The 22,621-nt window shown below is 71.0% G+C and carries 19 protein-coding genes and 1 pseudogene; 11 read left to right on the forward strand and 9 right to left on the reverse strand.

Annotated elements, in window-relative coordinates:
* Positions 1–114: 114 nt before the first annotated feature.
* Together ACQP0P_RS22890 and ACQP0P_RS22895 are read left to right on the forward strand one after the other, a co-directional pair.
* Complete coding sequence (locus tag ACQP0P_RS22890; RefSeq protein WP_433380573.1) at positions 115–753, forward strand: TetR/AcrR family transcriptional regulator; 639 nt, start codon at positions 115–117, stop codon at positions 751–753.
* Positions 754–1,022: 269 nt separating this feature from the next.
* Complete coding sequence (locus ACQP0P_RS22895; protein ID WP_433380576.1) at positions 1,023–1,784, forward strand: ion transporter; 762 nt, start codon at positions 1,023–1,025, stop codon at positions 1,782–1,784.
* A 61-nt stretch (positions 1,785–1,845) separates the two neighbouring features.
* On the opposite strand, the gene ACQP0P_RS22900 is transcribed toward ACQP0P_RS22895, so the two are convergent.
* Complete coding sequence (locus ACQP0P_RS22900) at positions 1,846–2,385, reverse strand: pyridoxamine 5'-phosphate oxidase family protein (protein ID WP_433380579.1); 540 nt, start codon at positions 2,383–2,385, stop codon at positions 1,846–1,848.
* A gap of 41 nt (positions 2,386–2,426) precedes the next feature.
* Positions 2,427–3,080 carry a DUF899 domain-containing protein gene (locus tag ACQP0P_RS22905; protein ID WP_433380582.1) on the reverse strand — a complete coding sequence of 218 codons (654 nt, stop codon included), beginning with the start codon at positions 3,078–3,080 and terminating at the stop codon, positions 2,427–2,429.
* Between the two features lie 97 nt (positions 3,081–3,177).
* Here ACQP0P_RS22905 and ACQP0P_RS22910 point away from each other — a divergent pair, with 97 nt between their 5' ends.
* Positions 3,178–3,636, forward strand: a complete 459-nt coding sequence (locus ACQP0P_RS22910) for a winged helix-turn-helix transcriptional regulator (protein ID WP_433380585.1) — start codon at positions 3,178–3,180, stop codon at positions 3,634–3,636.
* A 274-nt stretch (positions 3,637–3,910) separates the two neighbouring features.
* Positions 3,911–5,344, forward strand: a complete 1,434-nt coding sequence (locus tag ACQP0P_RS22915; RefSeq protein WP_433380588.1) for a hypothetical protein — start codon at positions 3,911–3,913, stop codon at positions 5,342–5,344.
* Here the strand turns inward: ACQP0P_RS22915 and ACQP0P_RS22920 are convergent.
* Positions 5,315–8,587 carry a non-ribosomal peptide synthetase gene (locus ACQP0P_RS22920; protein WP_433380591.1) on the reverse strand — a complete coding sequence of 1,091 codons (3,273 nt, stop codon included), beginning with the start codon at positions 8,585–8,587 and terminating at the stop codon, positions 5,315–5,317. The genes ACQP0P_RS22915 and ACQP0P_RS22920 overlap by 30 nt on opposite strands.
* Positions 8,584–11,118 carry a S9 family peptidase gene (locus ACQP0P_RS22925; protein ID WP_433380594.1) on the reverse strand — a complete coding sequence of 845 codons (2,535 nt, stop codon included), beginning with the start codon at positions 11,116–11,118 and terminating at the stop codon, positions 8,584–8,586. The genes ACQP0P_RS22920 and ACQP0P_RS22925 overlap by 4 nt, the downstream gene beginning before the upstream one ends.
* Before the next feature lie 176 nt (positions 11,119–11,294).
* On the opposite strand from ACQP0P_RS22925, the gene ACQP0P_RS22930 reads away from it, so the two are divergent.
* Complete coding sequence (locus tag ACQP0P_RS22930; protein WP_433380597.1) at positions 11,295–12,506, forward strand: cytochrome P450; 1,212 nt, start codon at positions 11,295–11,297, stop codon at positions 12,504–12,506.
* A gap of 11 nt (positions 12,507–12,517) precedes the next feature.
* Complete coding sequence (locus tag ACQP0P_RS22935) at positions 12,518–13,675, forward strand: winged helix DNA-binding domain-containing protein (RefSeq protein ID WP_433380600.1); 1,158 nt, start codon at positions 12,518–12,520, stop codon at positions 13,673–13,675.
* 60 nt (positions 13,676–13,735) lie between these two features.
* Here the strand turns inward: ACQP0P_RS22935 and ACQP0P_RS22940 are convergent, their stop codons facing one another.
* The 4 genes from ACQP0P_RS22940 to ACQP0P_RS22955 all read right to left on the reverse strand — a co-directional run bounded on the left by ACQP0P_RS22940 (position 13,736) and on the right by ACQP0P_RS22955 (position 16,760).
* The gene (locus ACQP0P_RS22940) at positions 13,736–14,494 is read right to left on the reverse strand and encodes a thioesterase II family protein (RefSeq protein WP_433380603.1); all 759 of its coding nucleotides are present in this window, start codon (positions 14,492–14,494) and stop codon (positions 13,736–13,738) included.
* Positions 14,491–15,534, reverse strand: a complete 1,044-nt coding sequence (locus ACQP0P_RS22945; protein WP_433380606.1) for a hypothetical protein — start codon at positions 15,532–15,534, stop codon at positions 14,491–14,493. Before ACQP0P_RS22945 ends, ACQP0P_RS22940 begins: the two co-directional genes overlap by 4 nt.
* Positions 15,528–16,355: an orotidine-5'-phosphate decarboxylase gene (gene pyrF, locus ACQP0P_RS22950; RefSeq protein ID WP_433380609.1), complete on the reverse strand. Its 828-nt coding sequence runs from the start codon at positions 16,353–16,355 to the stop codon at positions 15,528–15,530. Before pyrF ends, ACQP0P_RS22945 begins: the two co-directional genes overlap by 7 nt.
* A gap of 228 nt (positions 16,356–16,583) precedes the next feature.
* Complete coding sequence (locus ACQP0P_RS22955; RefSeq protein WP_433380612.1) at positions 16,584–16,760, reverse strand: hypothetical protein; 177 nt, start codon at positions 16,758–16,760, stop codon at positions 16,584–16,586.
* Between the two features lie 189 nt (positions 16,761–16,949).
* Here ACQP0P_RS22955 and ACQP0P_RS22960 point away from each other — a divergent pair, with 189 nt between their 5' ends.
* Entirely contained in the window at positions 16,950–17,930 is a 981-nt protein-coding gene (locus tag ACQP0P_RS22960) for a DUF6183 family protein (RefSeq protein WP_433380615.1), read from the forward strand.
* Between the two features lie 135 nt (positions 17,931–18,065).
* Here ACQP0P_RS22960 and ACQP0P_RS22965 read toward each other — a convergent pair.
* Positions 18,066–18,170 (reverse strand): annotated as a pseudogene (locus tag ACQP0P_RS22965) (AsnC family transcriptional regulator); the annotation flags it as partial.
* A 144-nt stretch (positions 18,171–18,314) separates the two neighbouring features.
* Here ACQP0P_RS22965 and ACQP0P_RS22970 point away from each other — a divergent pair.
* From ACQP0P_RS22970 to ACQP0P_RS22985, 4 genes are all read left to right on the forward strand, one after another.
* A complete protein-coding gene (locus ACQP0P_RS22970) occupies positions 18,315–19,556 on the forward strand; it encodes a TIGR03619 family F420-dependent LLM class oxidoreductase (RefSeq protein ID WP_433380618.1) in 1,242 nt (413 codons plus the stop codon).
* A 135-nt stretch (positions 19,557–19,691) separates the two neighbouring features.
* The gene (locus ACQP0P_RS22975) at positions 19,692–20,351 is read left to right on the forward strand and encodes a TetR/AcrR family transcriptional regulator (RefSeq protein WP_433380621.1); all 660 of its coding nucleotides are present in this window, start codon (positions 19,692–19,694) and stop codon (positions 20,349–20,351) included.
* A gap of 146 nt (positions 20,352–20,497) precedes the next feature.
* On the forward strand, positions 20,498–21,436 hold the full coding sequence (locus ACQP0P_RS22980) for an NADP-dependent oxidoreductase (RefSeq protein WP_433380624.1): 939 nt from the start codon (positions 20,498–20,500) through the stop codon (positions 21,434–21,436).
* Positions 21,437–21,572: 136 nt separating this feature from the next.
* Positions 21,573–22,616, forward strand: coding sequence for a sigma-70 family RNA polymerase sigma factor (locus tag ACQP0P_RS22985; RefSeq protein ID WP_433380627.1), 1,044 nt, complete (start codon positions 21,573–21,575; stop codon positions 22,614–22,616).
* The last annotated feature ends 5 nt before the right edge of the window (positions 22,617–22,621 follow it).

A 22,621-nucleotide genomic window follows, 5' to 3' on the forward strand; every position in this document is an offset into this window, starting at 1 on the left:
GGTCGGTTCCACCGATCCCAGCCTTCCCTAACGATCGATCGATCGTGTTATATGCTCCCCGGTCTCGCCCCAGGGCACAATGGGATGAGGAAGAACGATCGATCGGCAGGAAACATGACCATACCCGCAGAGCAGCGGCGGATCGCGGCCGACGAGGTTCGGCTGCCACCCGACGTGTTACCGGAGGGCACCAAAGGCCGGATCCTGCGGGAGGCGCTACGCCTGTTCGCCGAGCGGGGTTTTCACGGCGCCTCGATCAGGGACCTGGCCGAGGCGTGTGGCATCCGCTCGTCCACTCTTTACGCGCATTACCCGGCGAAGGAGCACGTCCTGGCCGAGCTGATCCACATCGGCCACGAAGACCACCACGGGAGGCTGCTGCGGGCAGGCGGCACCGACCCGGTCTCACGGCTGCGAGCCGTGGTACGAGAGCATGTGCTGGCTCACGCCGAATATCCGCTGCTCGCCACGGTGGCCAACAACGAACTGCACGCCCTCTCACCCGAGATGGCAGCCCCCGTGCTGTCGACCCGCGCCGGTGGCAGGCGGTTGCTCATCGACATCCTCAACGAGGGCCTGGCTCGGGGCCTCTTCGACATGCCCGACACCTTCCTCGCGATGACCGCCATCAGCGGCATGGGCATGCGCGTGGCCGGCTGGTACGGCACGGGCGTGCCCTACACACCGGAAGAGGTCGCCGACGCCTACGCCGACCTCGCCCTGCGCATCGCCGGCGCGACCATCCCGCGCTGACCCACGGACAAGCCCTGCTCGCGGTCGCCGAGCAGGTGTCCGTAGGCCTCGGACTCACCGAACCGAGGTCAGCGCGCCGCGAATCGGCCGGGTGCCTCCTATGGCTTATGTCATACATCCAGATCTTTTCAGGGGTGACCTGTGCGGGCTTACGATGATCGGCATTTGACCCCTTCCCCCCTCCGGGAGCTGACCTCTTGCCAGGGCGAGAACGTATTCGTTTCTTCCTTGAAACCCGGCTCTTCCAGCGGGTTGTCATAGCCGTCATCGTGATCAACGCGATCACGATCGGCTGTGAGACCTCCTCCTATCTGACGGACCGGATCGGCGGGTTCCTGCACGCCGTCGACCGGATCGCCCTGGTGATCTTCACCGTCGAACTCGCCGCCCGCCTCTACGCCTACCGGGGCGCGTTCTTCAAGGACCCGTGGAACTGGTTCGACGCGATCATCGTGACCATCGCGCTGATCCCGGCGTCCGGCCCGACCTCCGTGCTGCGGGCCCTGCGAATCATGCGGGCGCTGCGCCTGGTCTCGGTGGTCCCCAGCATGAGCAAGGTCGTCGGTGCGCTGTTCGCGGCCATGCCCGGGATGGCCGCGATCGTCGGGCTGCTCCTCCTGGTCATGTACGTCTCGGCGGTCCTCGCGACCCAGCTGTTCGGCGGAATCGCCCCCGAGCACTTCGACGAGCTACCGACGTCGCTGTTCACCCTGTTCCAGGTCATGACCGGCGAGGCCTGGCCGGACATCGCCCAGACGGTCATGGCGGAGAAGCCCTGGGCGTGGGTCTTCTTCGTCGGCTACATCCTGATGTCCTCCTACGTGGTGCTCAACCTGTTCATCGCCGTCGTGGTCAACGCCATGGACGACCAGAACACCTCCGCCGAGGAACAGCGGGCCGAGGACCAGCTCACCGCCATCCTGAACGAGCTCGCCCGCCTGCACGCCAGGATCGACGCGATACAGGGTGTTCCCCGAGTCGCTCAGCCTGTCAAGGCGCCGCGCAAGAACGCAGCCCGCCGCTCCCGGTGACCGGCCGATGAAAGATCGGCCCATCCGGCCCCGCACACCTGTCCAGAACCGGCGATCCCGGTCATCGGAACCGCCAGCGCGTCGCCGTCATGCCGTCCACGCCGTAGCCGAAGGCGCGCATGGGCATGACCTGGTAGAAGCCGTACTCGGGCGAGCCGGGCAGGTCGTCCTCATGGGCCAAGCCGTCGCGTACCGCGAGATCCCACTCGTACTTCGCCCTGAAGGCGGCGGCCACCCGCAGGAGCCTGGCCTCGTCCCGTACCAGGGTGGCGGCGCCTTCGAGCGAGAGGTCGAGGGTCTCGTCGGTGACGGTGATGACGCAGTGGGGGTTGCGGGCGAGGTTCCTGGCCTTGCGGGACGCCGGGCGGGTCGTGAACCAGGGGGTGTCGTCGACCCAGACCAGCAGTATGGGCGCGGCGTGCGCGCGGCCGTCGGGCCGCATGGTGGAGAGCCATGCCTTCGGTGCGGTCTCCAGGCACGCCCGCGCCTGGGCCCAGGGTCTCACCGTCGCCTCGTCCGTGCTGAACGGCGTCGCGTCAGCCGCGCTGAACAGGAGTTCGGCGGTGGGTGTCGTTTCGGCTGCCATGGTGTGTGTGCTCATTCTTAAGATCTTGACGTTTCATCGGGCGGTGGTCGCGGTGCTCAAACGTGGTACTCGTCGTGCAGGCGCCACCACTCGTAGGGCCGGGTCTGTGGCCGGCCTTCGGGGGAGTCCTCCCAGATCTCCTGTCGGCCGAACGGCGTCAGGTCGAGGAAGGTCCAGCCGCTGCCGAGTTGTTCGACGCCCCGCCCCTTGGTGAGGTAGGTGCGGTAGACGGTGTCACCGTCGCGAAGGAAGACGTTCAGCGCGAACCCGTCACCCGCTCCCATGTCGTCGTTGAAGTCGTTGCCCAGCGAGGAGAACCACGGGATCGTCCAACCCATGCGCTTCCTGAACGGTGTGATCTCGGCCAGCGGGCCATGGGACACCAGCGCCAGAGAGGTGTCGCGGGCGTGGAGATGGGCCAGGTGCCCGATGTTGTCGGTGAACATCGAACACCCGGAACAGAAGTCGTCGGCACCCAGCCACATGAAGCTGTAGACGATGAGCTGGCGTCGCCCCTCGAACAGGTCGAGCAGGCTCGCTGCCCCACTCGGGCCCTCGAACGTGTAGTCCTTGTCGATCCGGACCATCGGCATCCTGCGCCGTTCGGCGGCTAGCGCGTCCAGCGCGTGGGTGTGCTTCTTTTCCTTGGCCAGCAGCGCTTCTCTCGCGGCCTGCCACTCCTGGGCCGAGACGACCTGGGGACGGCTCATGATGCTCTCCCTATTGTTGGTTCCCTAAAGGAACTTACTTGGAAGACGGTAGCAGGGGATCGTTTCTTAAGGGAACCCTCTCGCCTAGACTGACCTCATGCAGCGAACCCGATTCGGTGACATGGCCTGCTCGATCGCCCGCACGCTGGACGTCGTCGGCGAGCCGTGGTCACCGCTGATCCTGCGGAACGTCTACGTCGGCATCACCCGTTTCGATCAGATCCAGCAGAGCCTGGACATCTCGCGCAAGGTGCTCGCCGAGCGGCTCAAGTGGCTGGTCGAGAACGACGTGCTGGAGCGGCGAGAGTATTCGAGCCGTCCGCCGCGCCATGAGTACGCGCTCACCGCCAAGGGCCTGGAGCTCTGCGACCTGCTGCTGGTGATGGTGCGCTGGGGAGACCGGTGGACGGCGGGCGAGGCCGGTCCGCCGGTCCTCTACCGGCATCATGCCTGTGGTGAGATCGGCCACGTCGAACTGCACTGCTCGGTGTGCGACCGTCCCATGCGCGCCACTGACATCGACGTGCTGCCCGGCCCCGGGGCGGCCTCGGTGTGAACCGCCGTGAACCGGCCCGGCTCTGGTCTTCGCCTCATCCGAATGGCCGCCTTCGTCGGTGGTGTGGAGGACGGTGAACTCGGTTGGGAGGACTCGCGGGCCTCCCGGTCACTGGAGGACCTCACCTCGGGTGGGACGGAGGGATGTCGGAGATCTGAGGCCCCTGCTCACCGGGGGCCTTTCGGGACCGCCCTCTCCAAATGCTCACCGAACGTCGGCCTCTCGTATCAGAATGACATGACGCCAGGTGGTGGCCGACTTCTGTGAGGGTGGCATGGACAACGTAATGCGGCTGGTCGATGCTGCGACACTCGATCCGCGGATCACCCCCGAGCAGTTGAGCGCCCGCTATGGCCAGGACGACCATGTCTTCAGTCTGCTGGCCGTCGCGGAGGCGATCCTCAATCGTGTTCCCGCCGGCGTCACCCAGTGGCTGGCGGCCCCCGGCGCGCGCACGATGTGGGAGGAGGTCCTCACCGTCCAGGAGGGCAACCACCAGCTTTCGTGGTGGAGCAAGATGATCACTTTCGGGATCGAGCACCCCGACACCCTGCGTGCGGACCGGCGGCTGGCCAGGATCCGTCAGCGTCGCCGAGAGGCGCAGTTCATCGTGACCACATCGGTGGACCGGTCGGTGGACGGCCGGGTGCGGGACACCGCACTGCAGCGGCTCAAGGACGCCCACCCCCAGGAGACCGATTCGATGCTCGACGAGCTGCGCCGCCTGAGTGGCGTCGCCGGCGACGAATGCCTCAGCCCCGGGGCCGAACAGCTTCTGCGTCTGAGCGATGAGCGGTTTCGCGACCTGGCCGCCCAGGATGTCCAAGGACGCGCGGACGCCGGCGAGCTGAGGCATCCCGCCGTGCTGGCCCGCTGGTATGACGCCCTGGTCGAACTGGGCTCTCAAACCTTCGAGCAGATCGGCCTCGAAACCGAAGAGCGCAACGTCCGGGCATGGTTCGCCGTTCCCGACCGGTACCTGATCGATACCCGGCACGACGCGTCCGTCGAGGACTGGGCCCCCAAGCTCACCTTTCTCACCCACCTGCGCACTCGCCTGATGGAACGCGGCAGGCTCCGCCGCGCACACGACCTACGGCTGCTCCAGCAGGTTCACAGCCCCTTGGAGCAGAGGCTGAGGGCGGCCTACCCCGATGAGTACGTCCGCTACCGGCAAGAAGAGCCCTCACCTGCCGCCGCGCCGCAGGCGGGCGAACCTCGTCCACCCCATCCCGCCGCGTTCGCCGGGTACGCGGAGGTGTTGCACAGGCATGCGTGGGAGGTGAAATGGATCTATGACGGGCACCGGGTGTGGCTGGACGCCTGGTACGGCGACGACTGGCGCAGGGACGGCCGCATCGTCGTCACCGCCGCACGGAGTAGAAACGCCGGCAAGTCATCATGGAGATGGAGCAAGCCCAACTTCGTGTTCCACAACCGCCGCTCCCGCCGTTACACCCTCCTGTCGAGTGCGGAGGCCCTGGTAACGCTCGCCGAGGAGAACCCCGCCGTCACCCCGACCCGATACCTCAAGGCCGTGGTGCCGCGGGTACGCGAGCACCTTGAGGCGCTCATACCCCCGGACGGCTTCCGATGGCGGCACCCGTACCCGCCCTCATGCGGCTCGGCTCCGGGCAGGCCGCAGGAGTTTCACCGACCGCCTCAGCCGGGAGGGGAGCTATCCGGGTTCGCGCAACGCCGAGGCTAAGCCCGTGGCCGTGGGGTGTTCCCACAGCAGGCGGGCCGTCACCGGTCTGCGCAGGCCGTCACGGAGGCGGTCCAGCAGCGTCACCGCGAGCCGCGAGTCGCCGCCCGCCTCGAAGAAGGTGTCGTGCGGGCCGACCCGATGGTCGTCCAGCACCCGCCGGAAGGCTTCCAGCACCTTCAGTTCCAGCCGGTCACGTGGCTCGTCCGTGCGTTTCCCGGCGCGGGCGGCCGAGGAGGCCAGCCAGCGACGGTCGATCTTGCCCGCGCTCGTCAGCGGCAGCTCGTCCAGCACGTGCACGGTCCCCGGCACCATGTAGCCGGGCAGCCGCCCGGCCGCCCATGCCCTGGCGCCCTTCGCCGTCACCGGCCCGGAAGCGGAGGCGGGCACGGGGACGGACACGTAGGCCACCAGCTGGTCGTCCTCCAGTGTCACCGCCGCGTCGTCCACGCCGGGGCAGGCGCGTAGCGTCTGCTCGATCTCGCCGAGCTCGATCCGGTAGCCGCGGTGCTTGACCTGGTGGTCCACCCGGCCGATGAAGTCGAGGCGGCCGTCGGGGCGCTGCCGCACCAGGTCGCCGGTCCGGTAGAGCCGCACGCCGGGCACCGGAGGCCGGCCCGGCGCGGGGGGAGGCGGCCCGGCGAGGGGCACGAAGCGTTCGGCGGTCAGCGCGGGTCGCCGGTGGTAGCCGCGGGCCACGCCCGCGCCGCCGACGTGCAGCTCGCCGGGCACGCCCCGTGGCACCACGCGGCCCGCGGCGTCCAGCACCAGCGCGTACGTCCCCGCCATGGGCAGTCCGATCGGCGGTACGCCCCCGCCGGGCGAGCAGTCGGCCAGGGTCGCGATGACGGTCGCCTCGGTCGGCCCGTAGGCGTTGACCATGCGCCGACCGGCGCCCCAGCGCCCGACCAGTTCGGGGGGGCACGCCTCGCCACCGGTCACCAGCACCCGAAGGTCCGGCAGCGGGTCGTCGCCGGGCAGCGTCGCGATCACCGAGGGGGGCAGCAGCACGGCGTTCACCTCGCGCCCGGACAGGCACCTGCTCAGCGCCCGGCCGACGAGGATGTTCCCGGCCTCCGGTACGCACAAGGTGCCGCCGGAGGTCAGCGTGGTGAACACCTCCCAGACCCAGGCGTCGAAGGTCGGCGGCGCGAACTGCAGCAGCCGCGTGCCAGGACCGATGCCCAGCTCGGGGGCGAGGGCCGTGACCAGGTTGCACGCGCCGGAGTGCTCAAGCAGCACCCCCTTGGGCAGGCCGGTCGAGCCCGAGGTGTAGATCATGTACGCGAGGTCGCGCGGCCCGGCGGGGCTGACCGGGGCGGTCACGCCCCGGTCGCTCCGGTCGAGGTCGAGGTCGAGGTCGAGGTCGAGGCGGCGTCCCCCGCTTCGCGGCAGTTCACGAAGGATCTCCCCGGTGCTCACCAGGACGGCCGCCGCCGCGTCGGACAGCAGGTACTCCAGCCTGGCGGCAGGCTGGGCCGGGTCGAGTGCCAGGAACGCACCGCCCGCGTACAGCACCCCGGCCACGACCATGACCAGGCGGGCCGAACGGGGCAGGCAGATCGCGGTCACCGTGCCGGGGCCCACCCCCTCGGCGGCCAGCCGGCCGGCCAGCTCCCGGGCGCGCTCGTCCAGCTCGCGGTAGGTGAGCCGCCCGTCGTCGCCGTCCACCGCCGTCGCGTCGGGGGTGCGCCCGGCCTGCGCGGCGATCAGTACGGCCAGGGTGGAGTCCGGGTCCACGGTCACCGGTGGGCCGGTAAGAGGACCGGAGCACTCGTCCAGCGGCAGGTCGAGCACCGGCCGGGCGGGGAAGCGGGACATCTCACCGAGCAGCCGGATCAGGCGGGCGGCCATCAGCTGGATCGTGGCGTGGTCGAAGACGTCGACGGCATAGGTGAGGGTCGCCCGCAGCCGCTCATCGTCGCCTTCGAAAAGGGCCGCCCTGCCGTTCCCGGCGAGGGGAGCGCGCGGCCGGTCGCCGCTGTCCCAGCCCTCGCGGCCCCTGCTCGATGCTCCCGTGGTGAGGCGCAGGTCCAGGTCGCGGGCCGTCCACGGGGTGACGGCGTCCGGGGCGTCGAGCGGTTCCAGGCGCAGGCCCGCCGCCTCGTGCGTGACGGGACGGGGCACGACGCCGTACGTCACGTCGAACAGTGCGCCCCGGCTGGGGGTGCGGGGCGGGGCGACGGCGGCGACCACGTCCTGCAGTGGCAGCCGATGCCGCCGGGCGTCGCCGACGGCTCGCTCCAGGCGGGCGGAGAGGGCGGTGAGGTCGGGGTCGCCGGACAGGTCCACGCGCACCGGGAGGAAGTCATCCAGCGGCCCCACTGTCCCGGAGAACTCGTTCGGCTCCCCACCGAGCGGCCCCGAGACGCGGCCGGGGGAGTACACGCCGATCGTGAAGCGCTCCTGGCCCGAGCAGCGCGCCAGCAGCGCGGCGAACGCGGTGAGCACCGCGAGCGGAGGGTCACCCAGCCCGGCCGGTACGGCCACCTCGAAGTGGTGTGCCCCGCCCGCACCGGAACGGTGCCCGGGGCGGGGACGGTCGGTGGCCACCTCCAGCGGCGGCACCGCCCGCAGTGCCTCACACCAGAACCCCCGCCTGGTGTCGTCCGCCGTCCCCGGGGCGGGCGGATCGTCCGTTGCCGGTTGAGCTGCCCCGGAAGCCAGGGGCCGGGTGAACGCGTCGTCCGGAGTGGCGGTGCGCGGAGGGGCACCAGGGGGTGTCGCGGGCGGGCGGGGGAAGTCGTCCACGGCCGGTGCGCGAGGCGGATCGGGCAAGCGCGGGGAGCCACCTTCGGCCCGCGCCCGGTACAGCTCGGCCAGGTCGGCGGCCAGTACGGCGGCCGAGCCCTCGTCGGCGACGCACGGATGCGCGCGCAGCACCAGCATGTGCTCCGCCGGGCCGAGCGTCAGCAGCGAGACGCGGGCCAGCGGCCCCGTCACCAGGTCGAACGGCCGGGACTCCAGCTCGGCCAGCGTCGCGCCGAGCTTCTCGGGCTCGACCGGCACCGCCCGCGGGGCGGGCAGGACCCCGGCCGAGACCACCGGGCGCGGCCCGTCGCCCCGGGTGGGCAGGGACCAGCGCAGCACCTCGTGCCGCGCGGCCAGGTCGCCGAGCGCCGCGCCCAGTGCCGCCTCGTCGAGGGGGCCGGTCAGCCGCAGCCGCAGGGAGATCCCGCCGGGCGCGACATCGCCGAGCAGGTGTTCCAGCCAGGCCCGCTCCTGGACGGGCGAGAAGAGCCTCACCGCTCGCTCCCGGGCAGGTTCAGCCGGAGCCAGTCCAGCTCCTGTTCGATCATGCTCTGGAAGTTCGCGGGCGAGACCATCGAGTACGGCATGTGTGCCTCGCCCCAGTAGCTGACCAGCCGCACCTTCTTGGCCTGCCTGGCCAGCGCCGTGTACATCTCCTCGGAGCCGGTGTGGGTCAGGTAGTCACGCTCGCCGTGCAGCATGAGCACCGGAGTCTTGATCTTGCCCGCGTGCAGCAGCGGGCTGTTGCGCACGTACCGCTGAGGGTCCTCCCAAGGGGGCCTGCCCAGCCCGAACTCGAAGGCGGGGTCCTCGATGTAGGCCGGCGCGAACCACTCCTGCGCGCGCGGCGTGTAGCGGAAGCGGGAGTCGAACACGCCGTAGCTGCTGATCACGTCGGAGAAGCCGGAGATCGCGATCGCCGCCTCGAACCGGTCGGTCTGGGTGACGAGGCTGTGCACGTTGTAGGAGCCGAAGGAGTGTCCCATCACCGCCAGCCGCTTCGGGTCGGCCACCCCCTCGTCGATCGCGGCGTCCACCGCGTTCATGATCGGCTTGGTGGGCCAGGTCATCGGCTCGGCCGCCGCCCTGCCCTCGGGGCGGGGGATCGACGGGACGAGCACGGCGTAGCCGTTCGCCGCCAGGAACTGCAGGGTCAGGTAGCTCGGGTTGTTGACCTGGAACTCCGGCACGTCCTTCAGGGTCGAGACGCTCCGGGTGCCGTACACGTTGACCACGAGCGGGTGACGCTGCCCGTCGCGGTGGCCCGGTGGCAGCAGCAGTGCGCCGGTCAGCTTCTCCCCGTCCGCGCCCTTGTAGGTGACGAGCCTGCGCTGCGGGGGGAGCACCTGGGCGAGATGGCCGTTCAGCGAGATCCGCTGGGTGTGGCGGCCGGCGTGCGTGGTCCACAGCGCGGTGCCCTGATCGCCGCCCGCGCCGAAGACCGCGGTGCGGTTGGCGGGGGAGTACCCGGCGACGCCCGCTTCGGGGTGCGGCGCCGGGAGCGGGGTCAGCACCGGTGTGGCGCCGGGCGCCAGCTCGTACAGGCCGCCCTTGGTGTCACGCGCCAGCACCAGGGGGAAGTCGCGGTCGAGCCGGGGATTGGCCGGTTCGGCACCGCCTCGGTCGGTGGGGCGTACGCCGTTGCGCCGGACACCGTCGTCCAGCGGCCAGGCCAGCTCCGCCAGCGGGGCGGCGCCGGTGGCCTTCAGGTCGCGGGCCTGCCCGGTACGCGGGTCGATCAGCCAGGCGCGCCCGTCGGCCACGCCCAGCACGCCGCCGCTCACCGGCACCAGCTCCAGCGGGGGGACCTTGAACCGGGAGGTCAGGTCGCGCGGCCTGGCGGCGGGATCGGCCGGGTCGAACGCCCACCAGTCCTGGCGGGCCGCCGGATCGGCGGCATCGGCGACCTGCATACCGCGCACCAGCGGGGTGCCCGCTCCCCAGAGCAGGCCGGTGGCCACCAGCCGGTCGGCGGCCAGCGGTGCGGCCTTCCCGCCGGTGGCGGGCACCAGGTAGGCGGTGAACGGGTCGGGCGTCTTCGGCGTGGCCTTGCCGACGACCAGCAGGTTGGCGCCGTCGGCGGCCCAGCGGGGCTGCACGGTGACCGAGGGACTCGGCACCTCGGTCACCACGCGTGGCTGCCCGCCGGCGGCGGAGGCGATCGCCAGCCGGGTACGCCGTTCCAGGACGCGCTTGAGCTGCCCGGCGCGTGCGGGGGTGGGGCCGAGGTCGTCCACCCGGGCGATGTGCCGCCCGGTCGGGTCGGCGACCAGGTTGCCCGCCGTGTAGGTGCGGGCCGGCCCCGCTGAGGTGATCTTGCCGGTGACGGCGTCGATGACGGCGATCTCCTCGTCCAGCGTGTCCGCCCTGCCGGCGGCTGAGCTGTCGAGCACGGAGGCGGTGTTCTCCTTGCCGCGCTCGACCTTGGCCCACTCCTTCGGGGCGGCACGCTGAGCCTCCAGCCACTGCCCGTACTCCAGCGACCAGCGGCCGGGGTTCACCATCGGCGCGATCACCCGCCGGGAGTCCAGCCACTGGATCAGGTAGCCGGAGGCGTTCGTCATCGTCTGCACCCCGCGCGGGGTCAGTTTGCGGATCTCGCCGCTCTCGCGGTCCCACACATGCAGGAACACGTCGTCGCCGCCCCGGGTGGAGGCGAAGGCCAGCATGCGCCCGTCGGGCGACCAGACCGGGTTGTAGTGACCGGTGCCGTCCTTCGCCCCGTGCGTCACGTCACGGGCCGGTCCCGCGCCGTCCGCCATCCAGATGTCGGCGCGCTCGTTTCCATCGACAAATGATGCGCCATATCTGCTCGACTCGCTCGGACCGCGTTTCACGACCGCCGCCACTGATTTACCGTCGGGGGACGGGACGACCTGACCGAGTTTCTTCGTGGTCAGGAAGTCCCGCATCGTGAACGGCCCGGGGGCCCGCACCGCGACAGGCTGCTCCACCGGTGGGGAAGCACCTCCCACCAGGGCAGTGGCGGTGAGCAATGACAGGACGAGCTTGACACGTAGCACCATGGGAGGACGATAACCACGTCATTGGAAATGCGGAAAAACGCCCGAGCGGCCTTCCGTTGGGCGGCTTATAATCCCGCCTTCGCCTTAATCGGACCATCCCGCCGCTTAAATCAGTGCCATCCCGCCGGCGAGATGACATCTACCGGAGACTTCTCCGAGGAATGGGAGGTTCGTAAATGACCGATGTCGATCTGGCCGACGCCGAGCTGCACGTCGGAGACAGACCCCACGAGGTCTTCCGCCACCTGCGCGACCACGACCCGCTGTACTGGAACCCCGAGGGCAGGGAGCCGGGCTTCTGGTCGGTCACCCGCTACGAGGACTGCGTGAAGGTGCAGAAGGACCCCCGGACCTTCAGTTCCAACCAGACCAACACCCTCGGCCCGCACCGCAACACCGGTGACCAGGGATCCGGAAAGATGATCAACACGACCGATCCGCCCCGCCACACCGAGCTGCGCAAGCTGGTCAACAAGTGCTTCACGCCCCGGGCCATCGCCGCCCTGGAGCCGTACCTGCGCTCGGTCGTCAGGGACGTGTTCGCCGACGCGCTGGAGCGGGGCGAGTGCGACTTCGCCGAGGTCGTGGCGGCCTTGCCGGTCGCGGGCATCTCCGCGCTGCTGGACGTGCCGCGCCAGGACTGGGACCTGATGCTCAGCCTCACCTCCACCGCGTTCGGCTCGCACGACAGCGAGTACCAGCTGACCTCCGACGTGCGCGCCAACGCCGCCCAGGCGCACGGCCGGCTCCTGCTCTACTGCCAGGGCCTGGTGGAGCGGCGGCGAGCCTCACCCGGCGACGACATCGTCAGCCTGCTGGCCCACTCCCAGGACGCGGGGGTGCTCAGCGAGGAGGAGTGCCTGCTCTTCTTCGACGTGCTGATGCTTGGCGGCAACGAGACCACCCGGCACGCCGCGGTCGGAGGGCTGCTGGCCCTCATGGAGCATCCCGACCAGTGGGAGCGGCTGCGCAAGGAGCCCGAGCTGGTGCCAGGTGCGGTCGGCGAGCTGCTGCGCTGGACCTCGCCCAGCCGCCACGTGCTGCGCCGCGCCGCCCGCGAGACCGAGCTGCACGGCAAGACCATCCATCCGGGCCAGGACGTCGTCATCTGGCACACCTCCGCCAACCGCGACGAGCGGGTGTTCGACGCGCCGGAGGTGTTCGACATCGGGCGCCCCCGCGGCTCACGCAACGGGCACGTCGCGTTCGGCTCCGGGCCGCACTTCTGCCTGGGCGCAGCCCTCGCCGAGCTGGAGCTCACCGTCTTCCTGGACGAGCTCGCGACCTCGGTGTCGGAGGCCGAGCTGCTCGGGCCGCCCGACTACCTGCGCTCCCCGGTCATCAACGGTGTCAAGCACGTCCAGGTTCGGCTCCACCCCATGGGGTAGAAGCGGAGACCATGAACTCACTCACCTGGGATCAGGTCCATGCGCGGCGGCTGGCCCGCCACCATCTCGTGAAACCCGTCTCCGACGATCTGCGGAAACCCGTGCGTGACGTGTGCGGGGTGCAGGCGCAGGTCGCCGCCGCGGCCGAGCTGGCCATCGGGTCACGGGTGAGGGACGCCACCCGCGAGCAGGTCCGCGCGGAGCTGTACGACGACAAGCGCCTCGTCAAGACGTACAGCCTGCGCGGCACCCTGCACGTGCACGCCGCCGACGAGCTGGCCCTGTGGCTGGCGGCCATGCGCTGGAAGCCCTACTGGCGTGCCAAGGGCGGCTGGCACGCCCACCACGGACTGACTGCGAAACAGGGCGAGTCGTTCGTCGACGCGGTCCGCCAGGCACTGGACGGCGAGTGCCTGACCCGCGAGGAGCTGGCCGGGGAGGTGTCGGGCCGGGTCGGCGCCTGGGCCAAGGACAGGCTCGCCTCCAACTGGGGCGAGCTGCTGCGTCCGGTGGCCTACCTCGGCGTGCTCTGCTTCGGGCCGGTACGGGGCGCCAAGGCCACCTACGTCAGGCCCGACCGGTGGGCGGGGCTGAAGGTCGAGCTCGGCGACCAGCCCGAGCCCGAGGAGTCGGCGATGGAGATCATCCGCCGCTACCTGCGCGCGTACGGCCCCGCCACCCACCAGGACCTGGCCCGCTGGTTCGCGCTCAGGCCACCCGAGGCACGCGAGGCGCTGGAGTCGCTCGGCGACGAGATCGTCCAGGTCGAGGTCGAGGGCCGCAAGGCGTACGTCCTCGCCGACGACGAGAGCCGCTGGCCGTCACAGGCGAGCTGCCTGCGACTGCTGCCGCAGTACGAGGCGTACGTCCTGGGCAGCGGTCCCAAGGAGGTCGTCGTGCCCAAGGACACCGCCGGACGCGTCTTCGAGCACGGCCGGGGCAGGTACGAGGGCGCGGTCGCCCACCAGATCATGCTCGTCGACGGGGTCGTGTCCGGCATGTGGGAGCGCAGGGAGAAGGGCGGCAAGGTCGAGATCAAGGTCGAGTCGTTCGTCGACCTCGATTCCGGCCGGAGCGAGGAGCTGGAGCGGGAGGCCGAGCGTGTCGGCCGCTTCTACGGCGCCGAGGCCACTCTGTCCATGGGCAGGCTCACCGGCAGGAAACGCTGAGTCCTCCACCCGGGCCCCGCCGGCCGGGGCCCCGGCCGGCGGTTCGGCCGCGGCCTTCGCTCATCGGCAGGCGCCGAGGTCCTCCCGGATCGCGCGCAGCACCGACCGGCGCTGGGTGTGGATGAAGAAGTGCCCGCCAGGCAGCAGCCGGAGCCGGAACGCCGACCCCGTCTGCGCGCTCCACGCGCCCAGCCCGGCGGCCGTCGTCGTCGGATCCCCGATCCCGCCGAACACCGAGATCGGGCAGGCCAGTGGCGGCTCGTCCTCGTGGACGTAGGACTCCGCCACGTTCAGGTCGGCACGGAGCACCGGCATGACGAGGCTCATCAGCTCCGTGTTGCCGATCACCTCCGGGGGGATGCCGTCCAGCCGGTGCAGCACTCGCATCAGGTCCTCGTCGCCGAGCTGCCCGAGCCGTGGCATGCCGTCGCGGATCTGGGGGGCGTTCCAGCCGGAGACGAAAAGCCGCCCCGGGCCCGGCAGCCCGCGCGAGCGCAGCCGCCGCGCCGTGGTGAACGACACCAGCGCGCCCATGCTGTGCCCGAACAGCGCGAACGGCAGCGGGGCCAGGCGCGACAGTTCGTCGATCACCGGATCGACGATCATCGACAGCCGGTGCGGCGGCTTCTCCCCGATGCGGGTCTCCCGGCCAGGAGAGCGCACCGCCCACAGTTCCACGTCGTCGGCCGGCAGACCGGCCCAGCCGCGGAACGTCGTGGCGCCGCCTCCCGCGTTGGGCACGCAGACCAGCCGCGCGCGAGGCCGTTCCGGCCGCCGCAGCGGTACCAGCCAGCTCGCGGTGGTCAGGCGAGCGGTCACCGGGAGACCTCCAGGGATCGTGCGGAGTCCCGGACCCGCTCGCAGGTGGCGGCCAGGTCCGCCAGGGATCCGGGGGGGAACATGTGAGCCGCGTCGCCGGGGCGATACAGCCGCTCGGGCTTCGTGCACGACTCGATGAGCAGCCCGTCCGCGCCGTACGCCGAGGCCGCCAGCGCGGCCGGTGCCACCAGCGAGGCCGAGCGGGTGCTGTGGCTGGGGTCGAAGATCACGGGCAGCTCGGTACGGGCGCGCAGCGCGGTGATCGCCCCAAAGCCGGGCTGCTGCGGTGCCCCGGTGGCGCCCGCGCAGAGCACCACGGCACTGTTACCCCGGGTGAAGACGAACTCCGCGGCCCGCAGCCAGTCGTCCAGACTCGCCCGTGGCCCCCGCATCAGCAGCACAGGGCGCCGCTGGGCACCCAGCTCGGCCAGGAGCGGCCGGTTGTCCAGTTGCCGCCCGTCCACCTGCAGGCAGTCGGCCACCTCGGCGACGGCCGCCACCTCGCGCGGGTCACAGACCTCGGTGATCACCGGGATGGCCGCCGCACGCCGGATCTCCGCGAGCGCCTCCAGGCCACGCAGCCCCCTGCCGGGAAAGTGGTAGGGGCTGCTGCGCGTCTTGGACAGCCCGGCCCGCAGCGCGTGCGCCCCCTGCGCCCTGACCGCCAGGGCCGTCTCGACCGCGTCCTCGGTCGACTCCAGCGCGCACGGTCCCGCCGCCCACCACAGCCTCGGCCCCCCGACCACCCCGATCTCCCGTGGAGCCTCTGCCTGGCCGGACAGCGGTGGGCCGATCGTCACCTCGCGCGGGGCCACGCCGCTGTCGCGCCGTACCAGCCAGTGGCCGTCGGGGGTGGGGCGGCGGGCCAGCACGGCGGGCGAGGCGGGTACGCAGGTGAGGGACTCGTCGCCGCTCACCACGACGAACACCCTTCCGGCCAGGCGCACCGGCCAGGCGGTGACGTCCTCGTGCGCCCCGGCCCGTGCCGCCACCTCCTCGGCGACCTCGGCGGAGGTGCCGGGCCGCAGTTCGATCAGCATGCCGGGACCCCCGCGCCGATCTCCTTCCGCCAGGTCGCGATGCTCGCCTCCAGCGCGGCGACGTCAGGTCCGTGCCGCAGCACCCCGCTGGTGACCGGCAGCACGGCCCGCCCCGGCGCGCCGGCGGCGACGGTGACGAGGTCGCGGGTGTCGCGTCCGGCCCTGCCCAGGCCAGGCAGTTCCACGACCGCGGACGGCATGCGGGCCACCAGGTCGCGGGCCTCCTCGGGGGCGGCCCCGACCACGGCCGCCGCCGCCACGCCGTGCTCGTCGTTCCACTCCCGCACCTCGTCGGCGGTGCGCTGGGCGACGGTGCGCGAGCCGGTCATGGCGCACTGCACCCCGCCGGCCGCGTGGTTGGAGGTGCGTACGAGCACCATGACCAGCGTTCCGCTGTCCCGGGCCCGGCGCAGCAGCGGGCCGAGGGAGCCGAAGCCCATGAACGGGTTCGCCGTCACCGCGTCCCCGCGCAGCACGCTGCCGGGCCCCAGGTAGAGGTCGGCGTAGGAGTCCATCGTGTCGTCGGCGTCGCACACCTTCGCGTCCAGCACCGCCAGCGAGCCCCGCTCGTGCACGCCGCCGACGACGTCACGCAGCAGGGTGGTGCCCACCGTGCCGAACCGGGTGAAGAACGGCACCTGGATCCGGTAGACGGCCACCTGCTCGCCCGCGGCCTCCAGCACCGTCGCGCACATTCGCCGGGCCCCGCCCACGTCGTCGGGCATCCGCCACGCCTCCAGCCACTTGGGGGAGGGGGCGAGTCCCAGGCAGAGGGCGGATCGGTTCTGCAACAGGTCGGTCCATATCGGTACAGCAGCCATGGGGCCATTGCACACAACCGAGCCCGCGTGCGCACGGCGTCCACTCGCCGTTGAGGTTCCAGCGAGTACAATCCCCGCTCCTCACTGCGCCCGCGATGGGGAGCGGGGATTTCGCCGCTTCTTGATCTACATCGTAAAGGCGTTGGGTTGGTGCGAACCCCCACGCCCAACGCACAGACCCGCAGTCATCGGAGCCTGCGGGTGCTGGACCGCGCTGCTATCCGCCGCTCAGCGGTTGGTCCACAGATGCCAGAACCAGTCGCCCTCGGAGCAGGTGTAGTGCTCCCAGTGGCCTCGGTCGATTCCCCCTGGCCGGCTGCCACGCAGTTGGAGTGGCTGGAGAACCAGTCGCGGTACACGTCGTCGCCAGGATTCCGTCGAGGTCGTCTTGCTCAACTCCGCCATCACCGGCATGATCGTCGATCGCCCGGATCCCCTTGTCGGCCGTCTGCCGCTCTCGTGATGGCCAACAGGGGGTCGTTGTCGTTTCGGTCACTGCTTGATTACCTAGCGTAATGGTCCCCGATTGGCAAAGAGCGGGTTTCCGACATGATGAGGGGCGAGCATGCGGCTGAGGTCGCCGGGGGAGTCTTCGTGATCTCGCACGGGCTCGTTGACGGGCCACATGGGCCGATCCTGGCGCGCGTTCCCGGCGATGCCGGGTCGCTGGCCGAGCTGGTACGCGGCCACTACGTCGGTGAGCGGCGGCTTCGGGAGGTTCGTGACCTGGCCGCGCTGCTGGCCGAGTCCCGGCGGGTCCATCATCTGCTGCCGCTGTTCGGGTGTGTGCCCGCCGAGCCGGACACCTGGGCGGAGCTGATCGCCTGCCTGGCGCAGGAGCTGGTGGTGCGCCGGGTCAACCTGACCCGGGTGCCGGCGGCGGTACGGTGCGTCGCCGCCCTGCGCGAGCTGGGGCATCCTCTCGCGGGGCTGCCCCTGAGGCTCGGCAGGGGAGAGCGCCGGATGCGCGTGCCCTACTTCCAGGCGGGCTGGGTTCCCCAGCCCGAGGGCTGTATTCCCGAGCATCCAGAGGTCGCGCGGATCCTCCTGGACGGTCGCGCGCTCACGCGGGCTCCCGGTGGGGAGCCCGCGACGGTGAGCAGCCAGCAGGAGGAGCGGCTCATCACCGCGGCGGTGGAGCACTGGAGTTCACCGGGATGGGCGAAGATCTTCGAACTTCCCGGGGCCGCCGGCCCTGAGGAATTGGTGCCGCTGGGGGTGAACGCCTTCCTGCCGGATGCCTTCGTGGCGGAGATCGTGTTGAACGGGCAGCTGGACGACCTGGGCTCGGTGGTGGGCGAGCTGTTCACCTCCGCCTACTGCGATGCCGTTCACTTCCCCGGGCTTCGCGGTGGGTACGGCAGGCTGGCGACGTGGCGGTCGGTCGCCGGCCTGGTGCGTGCCCCCGCCGACGCGTCCGTCCACCGGGTCAACGAGCTGGCGGCCCGATGGCGCTGGCTGGCGTTCAGGATCACCAGGCGTACGCCGTACTGGACGGACCAGGAACTCGCGGTCGGCGCGCTCAGCCCGCGCGGGAAGGTGCTGAGCCTGCTGGTCTCCCACGACACCGACTGACCGACCCGCTGAGACGTTCCCGAGGCGTACCACGGCGAGCACGGTGAAGCCGACCTTCGCCAGGTCGACGTGGGCGTGGTAGCCGGTGATGACGCCCGCCGCCTCCAGGCGCCTGATCCGCTCGGTCGTGGCGGAGGCGCTGAGGTTAATCCGCCGCCCCAGCTCGGTCAGCGGGATGCGGCCGTCTCGCTGGACCTCGACCAGGAGCGACCAGTCGGTGGCGTCGAGGCTCTCGGTCATCAGGCAAAGGTGCCGGCATATTCACGGCATATCGACTATCGCGCCGGGAAAACTCTCTTCCAATGGGAAATAACGGCTGGATAGCCTGAACCAGTGCAAATAGGCGTCAATGTCCCGAATTTTGGGCCAGGTACCGACCCCGGCGTGCTGCGCGACTGGGCGCAGACGGTGGAGGGCCTGGGTTTCGACCTGCTCATGGTCTCCGACCACATCGCGATAACACCCGACGTCGCCGAACAGTACCCGGCGCCGTTCTACGAACCCTTCACCACCCTCGCCTGGCTGGCCGGCATCACCGGCAGGGTCAGGCTCGGGACCACGGTGCTCATCGTGCCGTACCGGCACCCGCTGCTCGTCGCCCGGATGGCCGCCAACCTCAACCGGCTCAGCGGGGGACGGCTCGTCCTCGGCGTGGGCGTCGGCTGGGCGCGGCAGGAGTTCGACGCGCTCGGAGTCCCGTTCCAGCGGCGCGGGGCGCTGACCGACGATCACCTCCGGGTGATCCGCGCCGCCTGGAACGATGACAGGGACTACCGTGCCGGGCGGATACCGATCTGGGTCGGCGGCAACAGCGACGCCGGACTGCGCCGGGCGGTACATCTCGGCGAGGCATGGCATCCGCTGAGGTTCACCCTCCCCTGGCTGCGCGAGGCGCTGGGCCGGTTGAAGGCCATCGCGAACGAGTGTCACCGGCCGGTGCCCGCCCTGGCCCCCCGGATCGCCCTGCGGCTCACCGAGACACCGATCACCGCCCCCGGGCGGCTCGCCGGTGAGGGCACGATCGACCAGATCCTTGACGACCTCGAACAGCTGCGCCTCCTCGGCTCCGAGACCGTCGTACTCGACCCCTTCAACGGAGACCCGGACGAGACACGCCATCCGCAGACCGCCTGGCAGGCGCTCGCGACCGTGGCCGCCCGCTGGAATCCGAGCACGTATCAGACAGAAACGAGGGAAACCATGACCGGCGACGACGAGAAGTTCCTGCGCAGGGCCATCGAGCTTGCCGCCGCGGCGCGGGCGGCCGGTGACCCGCCGTTCGGGTCACTGCTGGTGGGCCCGGACGGCACCGTGCTCGCCGAGGACCGCAACACGGTTCTCAGCGACGCCGACATCACCGCCCACCCCGAGCTCAAACTGGCCAGGTGGGCGGCCCGCGAGCTCGACCCCGCCGCCGCGGCCGCCACGACCATGTACACCAGCTGCCAGCCGTGCCCCATGTGCGGGGGCGCCATCGAACGGTCCGGCCTCGGCCGTGTGGTGTTCGCGCTCTCCAACGAACAGCTCGCGAGCCTCAAACCGGCCGCCACCGGCGCCGGCGCGCGGCAGGAGGGCCCCGCCCTGTTCGACGAGGCGCGCGTCCCGGTCGAGGGTTACTACCGCTGATCCGGTTCGATGGTTTTCACGGTCGTCCCACGATCTCGGTGCCGCCATGCCCGCGGCGCCGGAGCGGGATCACGTCATCCTCGGCGTGCCCTGCTAGGGTGCGATGTCTGATCAATCGTTCGATTGAGAGATGCCGTGTCAAACCTCGAGCAGATCCAGCGGGCCGCGGTGCGGCTCTTCGCGGAACGGGGCTTCGCGGCCACGGGCATCCGCGAGATCGGCCGCGCGGCCGGGCTGAACTCGGCCACGCTGTACCACTACGCGGGCGGCAAGGAGGAGTTACTGGCCGGGATCATGCGCGCGGGCCTGGGTGAGCTCCTGCGCGCCGGGCGCGAGGCCCTGGAGCCCAGCGCGGACCCGGCCGTCCAGCTCGCCAGGCTGGTGCTCGCCCAGGTCGCGACGGAGGCGGTCAACCCGCTCACCTGCCAGGTCACCGACCGCGAGGTGCGGGCACTGACCGGGGACAACCACGCGGAGATCGTCGCCATGCGTGACGACTACGAGTCCATGTTCCAGCGCGTGCTGGAACGGGGGGCGCGTACGGGGGAGTTCCAGATCACCGACCTGCGGGTGGCCAGGCTGGCGCTGCTCGAGATGTGCAACGGGGTCGCCGTCTGGTACCGACCCGACGGCCGGCTGTCGGTCGCCCAGTTGCAGGACCGCTTCGTCGAGCTGTCCTGCAGGCTGGTCGGCTCCCGGCTGGTCGGCCGTCAGGAGTGCGGGCCCGAGATCGTCGTCGTGTCGCTCGGCTCCGAGCCCCGTGACGGGAACGTCGGCGTCGAGGCGTCGGCGTGAGCACCTGAGCCGCGGTTCGCGGTATCTCGAAGACACCATCGGCTCATCAGCGGAAGGTGGGGAGCCGACATCCTCCCCTTTCCGAGGGAGGGGACTCCCCGTCTCCTTCCCCGCCCGAAGGCGGGATTTCCACGTTGGAGGATTTGATGAAGGCGGTCGTTTACCGGCGCTACGGAGGGCCGGAGGTCCTGGAGACAGGGGAGGTCCCCGAGCCGAAACTCGGCCCGGAGTCCGTTCTCCTCGACGTCAGGACGGTATCGGTCAACCCGGTCGACTGGCAGATAGCCGCAGGGCATCTGGACAGCCGTTTCGACGTGCATTTTCCCGTCGTCCCCGGCTGGGACGTCGCAGGGGTGATCGCGAAGGTCGGCCCGACGGTCACCGGCTTCGCGGTGGGGGACGAGGTGATCGGGTACGTGCGCGAGGATTCCATCGGGAGGGGAACCTACGCCGAGCGGGTGGCCGCACCGGTGCGCACCATCGCCCGCAAGCCGGTCAATCTGAGCTGGGAGCAGGCGGCGGCCGTCCCCATCGCCGGCCTCACCGCCTACCAGTCACTCGTCCACGCGCTGCGGGTGGGGGCCGGTGACACCGTGCTGGTGCAGGCCGCGGCGGGCGGTGTCGGGTCGTTCGCCGTACAGATTGCCGCCGCCCTGGGAGCGCGTGTCATCGGCACCGCCTCGACCCGCAACCACGACTATCTGCGAGGCCTTGGCGCCGAGCCCGTCAGCTACGGCCCCGGGCTCGGCGAGCGGGTCCGGGCGCTCGCGCCGGCCGGTGTCAGCGCGATCGTGGACATGTACGGCGGCGAGACGCTGGTCTCCTCCCTCGACCTGCTGCGCGAGGACGCGAGGGGGCGGGTCGTCTCGCTGACCAACGACGGCGTACTGGAGCACGGCGGCGTCTTCGTGTTCGCCAGGCCGAGCACGGCGGACCTCGACGAGCTGCGAGGGATGATCGAGAACGGCCTGGTCGTCCCGGAGATCGCGACGGTTCTGGATCTGTCGGAGGCCGCCGAGGCCTTCCGGCTGAGTCAGAGCGGGCACGTACGAGGCAAGATCGTCCTTCGGGTCTCGGCGGGCTGAGGCAGGACCGGCCGGAGCGCCGGCGGCGGCGCGTCCGCGCCGCGTTCTGACCGGCCGTATGGTGGAGCCGCCGATAACGGCCGGGATCGCCGGGCCCTCCAGCCGGCGGGGACAGGACAGAGGACGATTGTCGGGCGTGGGTGACGACGATGCGGTGGTGACGGCCGCGCAGGCGGGCGACGAGTCCGCGTTCGCGGCGCTCGTCGAGCGTCATCGCGGGGAGTTGCGGGTGCACTGCTACCGGATGCTGGGCTCGTTCGATGAGTCGGAGGATCTGGTGCAGGAGACGTTCCTGCGCGCGTGGAGGAACCTCGACGGCTTTGAAAGGCGCTCGACGCTGCGGACCTGGCTGTATCGGATCGCGACGAACGCGTGCCTCGACGCCCTCGAAGGACGGGCTCGCCGGGTGCTCCCGCACCACGTGACGGTGCCGTCGGATCCGAGCGTCGCGCTGTCGTCCGGTACCGACATCCCGTGGCTGCAGCCGTTTCCGGATCGGTTGTGGGAGCCGGCCGCGCCGGGCGAGGCCGAGCCGGACACCGTGGTGGTCGGCCGGGAGACGATCGAGCTGGCGTTCCTGGCCGCGATCCAGCATCTGCCGCCCCGGCAGCGGGCGGCGTTGATCCTGCGCGATGTGCTCGGCTGGCCGGCGAAGCAGACCGCGGCGCTGTTGGAGGGCAGCGTGGCATCGGTGAACAGCGCGGTGCAGCGGGCTCGGGCGACGCTGAGGGAGCATCTGCCCGAGCGCCGCCTGGAGTGGGCGCCGTCGGCGGAGCCCACCGAGCGGGAACGGGCGGTGCTGCGGCGGTACATGGACGCGGTCGAACATGCCGACCTCGGCGCGGTGGCCGCACTGCTGGCGGAGGAGGTCCGGGCGACGATGCCGCCCTACCCGATGTGGTTCCAGGGACGTGACGCGGTGGTGGCGTCGCTGGCGGAGAGCTGGGACACCGGCTCGCCGGACTATGTGGGCCGGTTCCAGATGGTGGAGACCCGGGCCAACGGGGGACCGGCGGCGGCGGCCTACGTCCGGCGCCTCGGCGAGCACACCTACCGCGCCGTCGCGATCGGGGTGCTGCGGATCGAGGACGACCGCGTCGTGGAGCTCACCGCCTTCCACGACCCGGCGCTGTTCCCGGCGTTCGCCCTGCCCATGGCGTTGCCACCGGCGCACCGATGAGTTTT

Origin of the sequence: Streptosporangium sp. CA-115845, assembly GCF_050943795.1 — a bacterium.
GTDB lineage: Bacteria > Actinomycetota > Actinomycetes > Streptosporangiales > Streptosporangiaceae > Streptosporangium.

Coding starts and splice junctions, on each gene's coding strand:
- ACQP0P_RS22890 (WP_433380573.1), top strand. CDS start 115: ATGACCATACCCGCAGAGCAGCGGCGGATCGCGGCCGACGAGGTTCGG.
- ACQP0P_RS22900 (WP_433380579.1), bottom strand. CDS start 2,385: ATGAGCACACACACCATGGCAGCCGAAACGACACCCACCGCCGAACTC.
- ACQP0P_RS22905 (WP_433380582.1), bottom strand. CDS start 3,080: ATGAGCCGTCCCCAGGTCGTCTCGGCCCAGGAGTGGCAGGCCGCGAGA.
- ACQP0P_RS22910 (WP_433380585.1), top strand. CDS start 3,178: ATGCAGCGAACCCGATTCGGTGACATGGCCTGCTCGATCGCCCGCACG.
- ACQP0P_RS22915 (WP_433380588.1), top strand. CDS start 3,911: ATGGACAACGTAATGCGGCTGGTCGATGCTGCGACACTCGATCCGCGG.
- ACQP0P_RS22925 (WP_433380594.1), bottom strand. CDS start 11,118: ATGGTGCTACGTGTCAAGCTCGTCCTGTCATTGCTCACCGCCACTGCC.
- ACQP0P_RS22930 (WP_433380597.1), top strand. CDS start 11,295: ATGACCGATGTCGATCTGGCCGACGCCGAGCTGCACGTCGGAGACAGA.
- ACQP0P_RS22935 (WP_433380600.1), top strand. CDS start 12,518: ATGAACTCACTCACCTGGGATCAGGTCCATGCGCGGCGGCTGGCCCGC.
- ACQP0P_RS22945 (WP_433380606.1), bottom strand. CDS start 15,534: ATGCTGATCGAACTGCGGCCCGGCACCTCCGCCGAGGTCGCCGAGGAG.
- pyrF (WP_433380609.1), bottom strand. CDS start 16,355: ATGGCTGCTGTACCGATATGGACCGACCTGTTGCAGAACCGATCCGCC.
- ACQP0P_RS22955 (WP_433380612.1), bottom strand. CDS start 16,760: ATGGCGGAGTTGAGCAAGACGACCTCGACGGAATCCTGGCGACGACGT.
- ACQP0P_RS22980 (WP_433380624.1), top strand. CDS start 20,498: ATGAAGGCGGTCGTTTACCGGCGCTACGGAGGGCCGGAGGTCCTGGAG.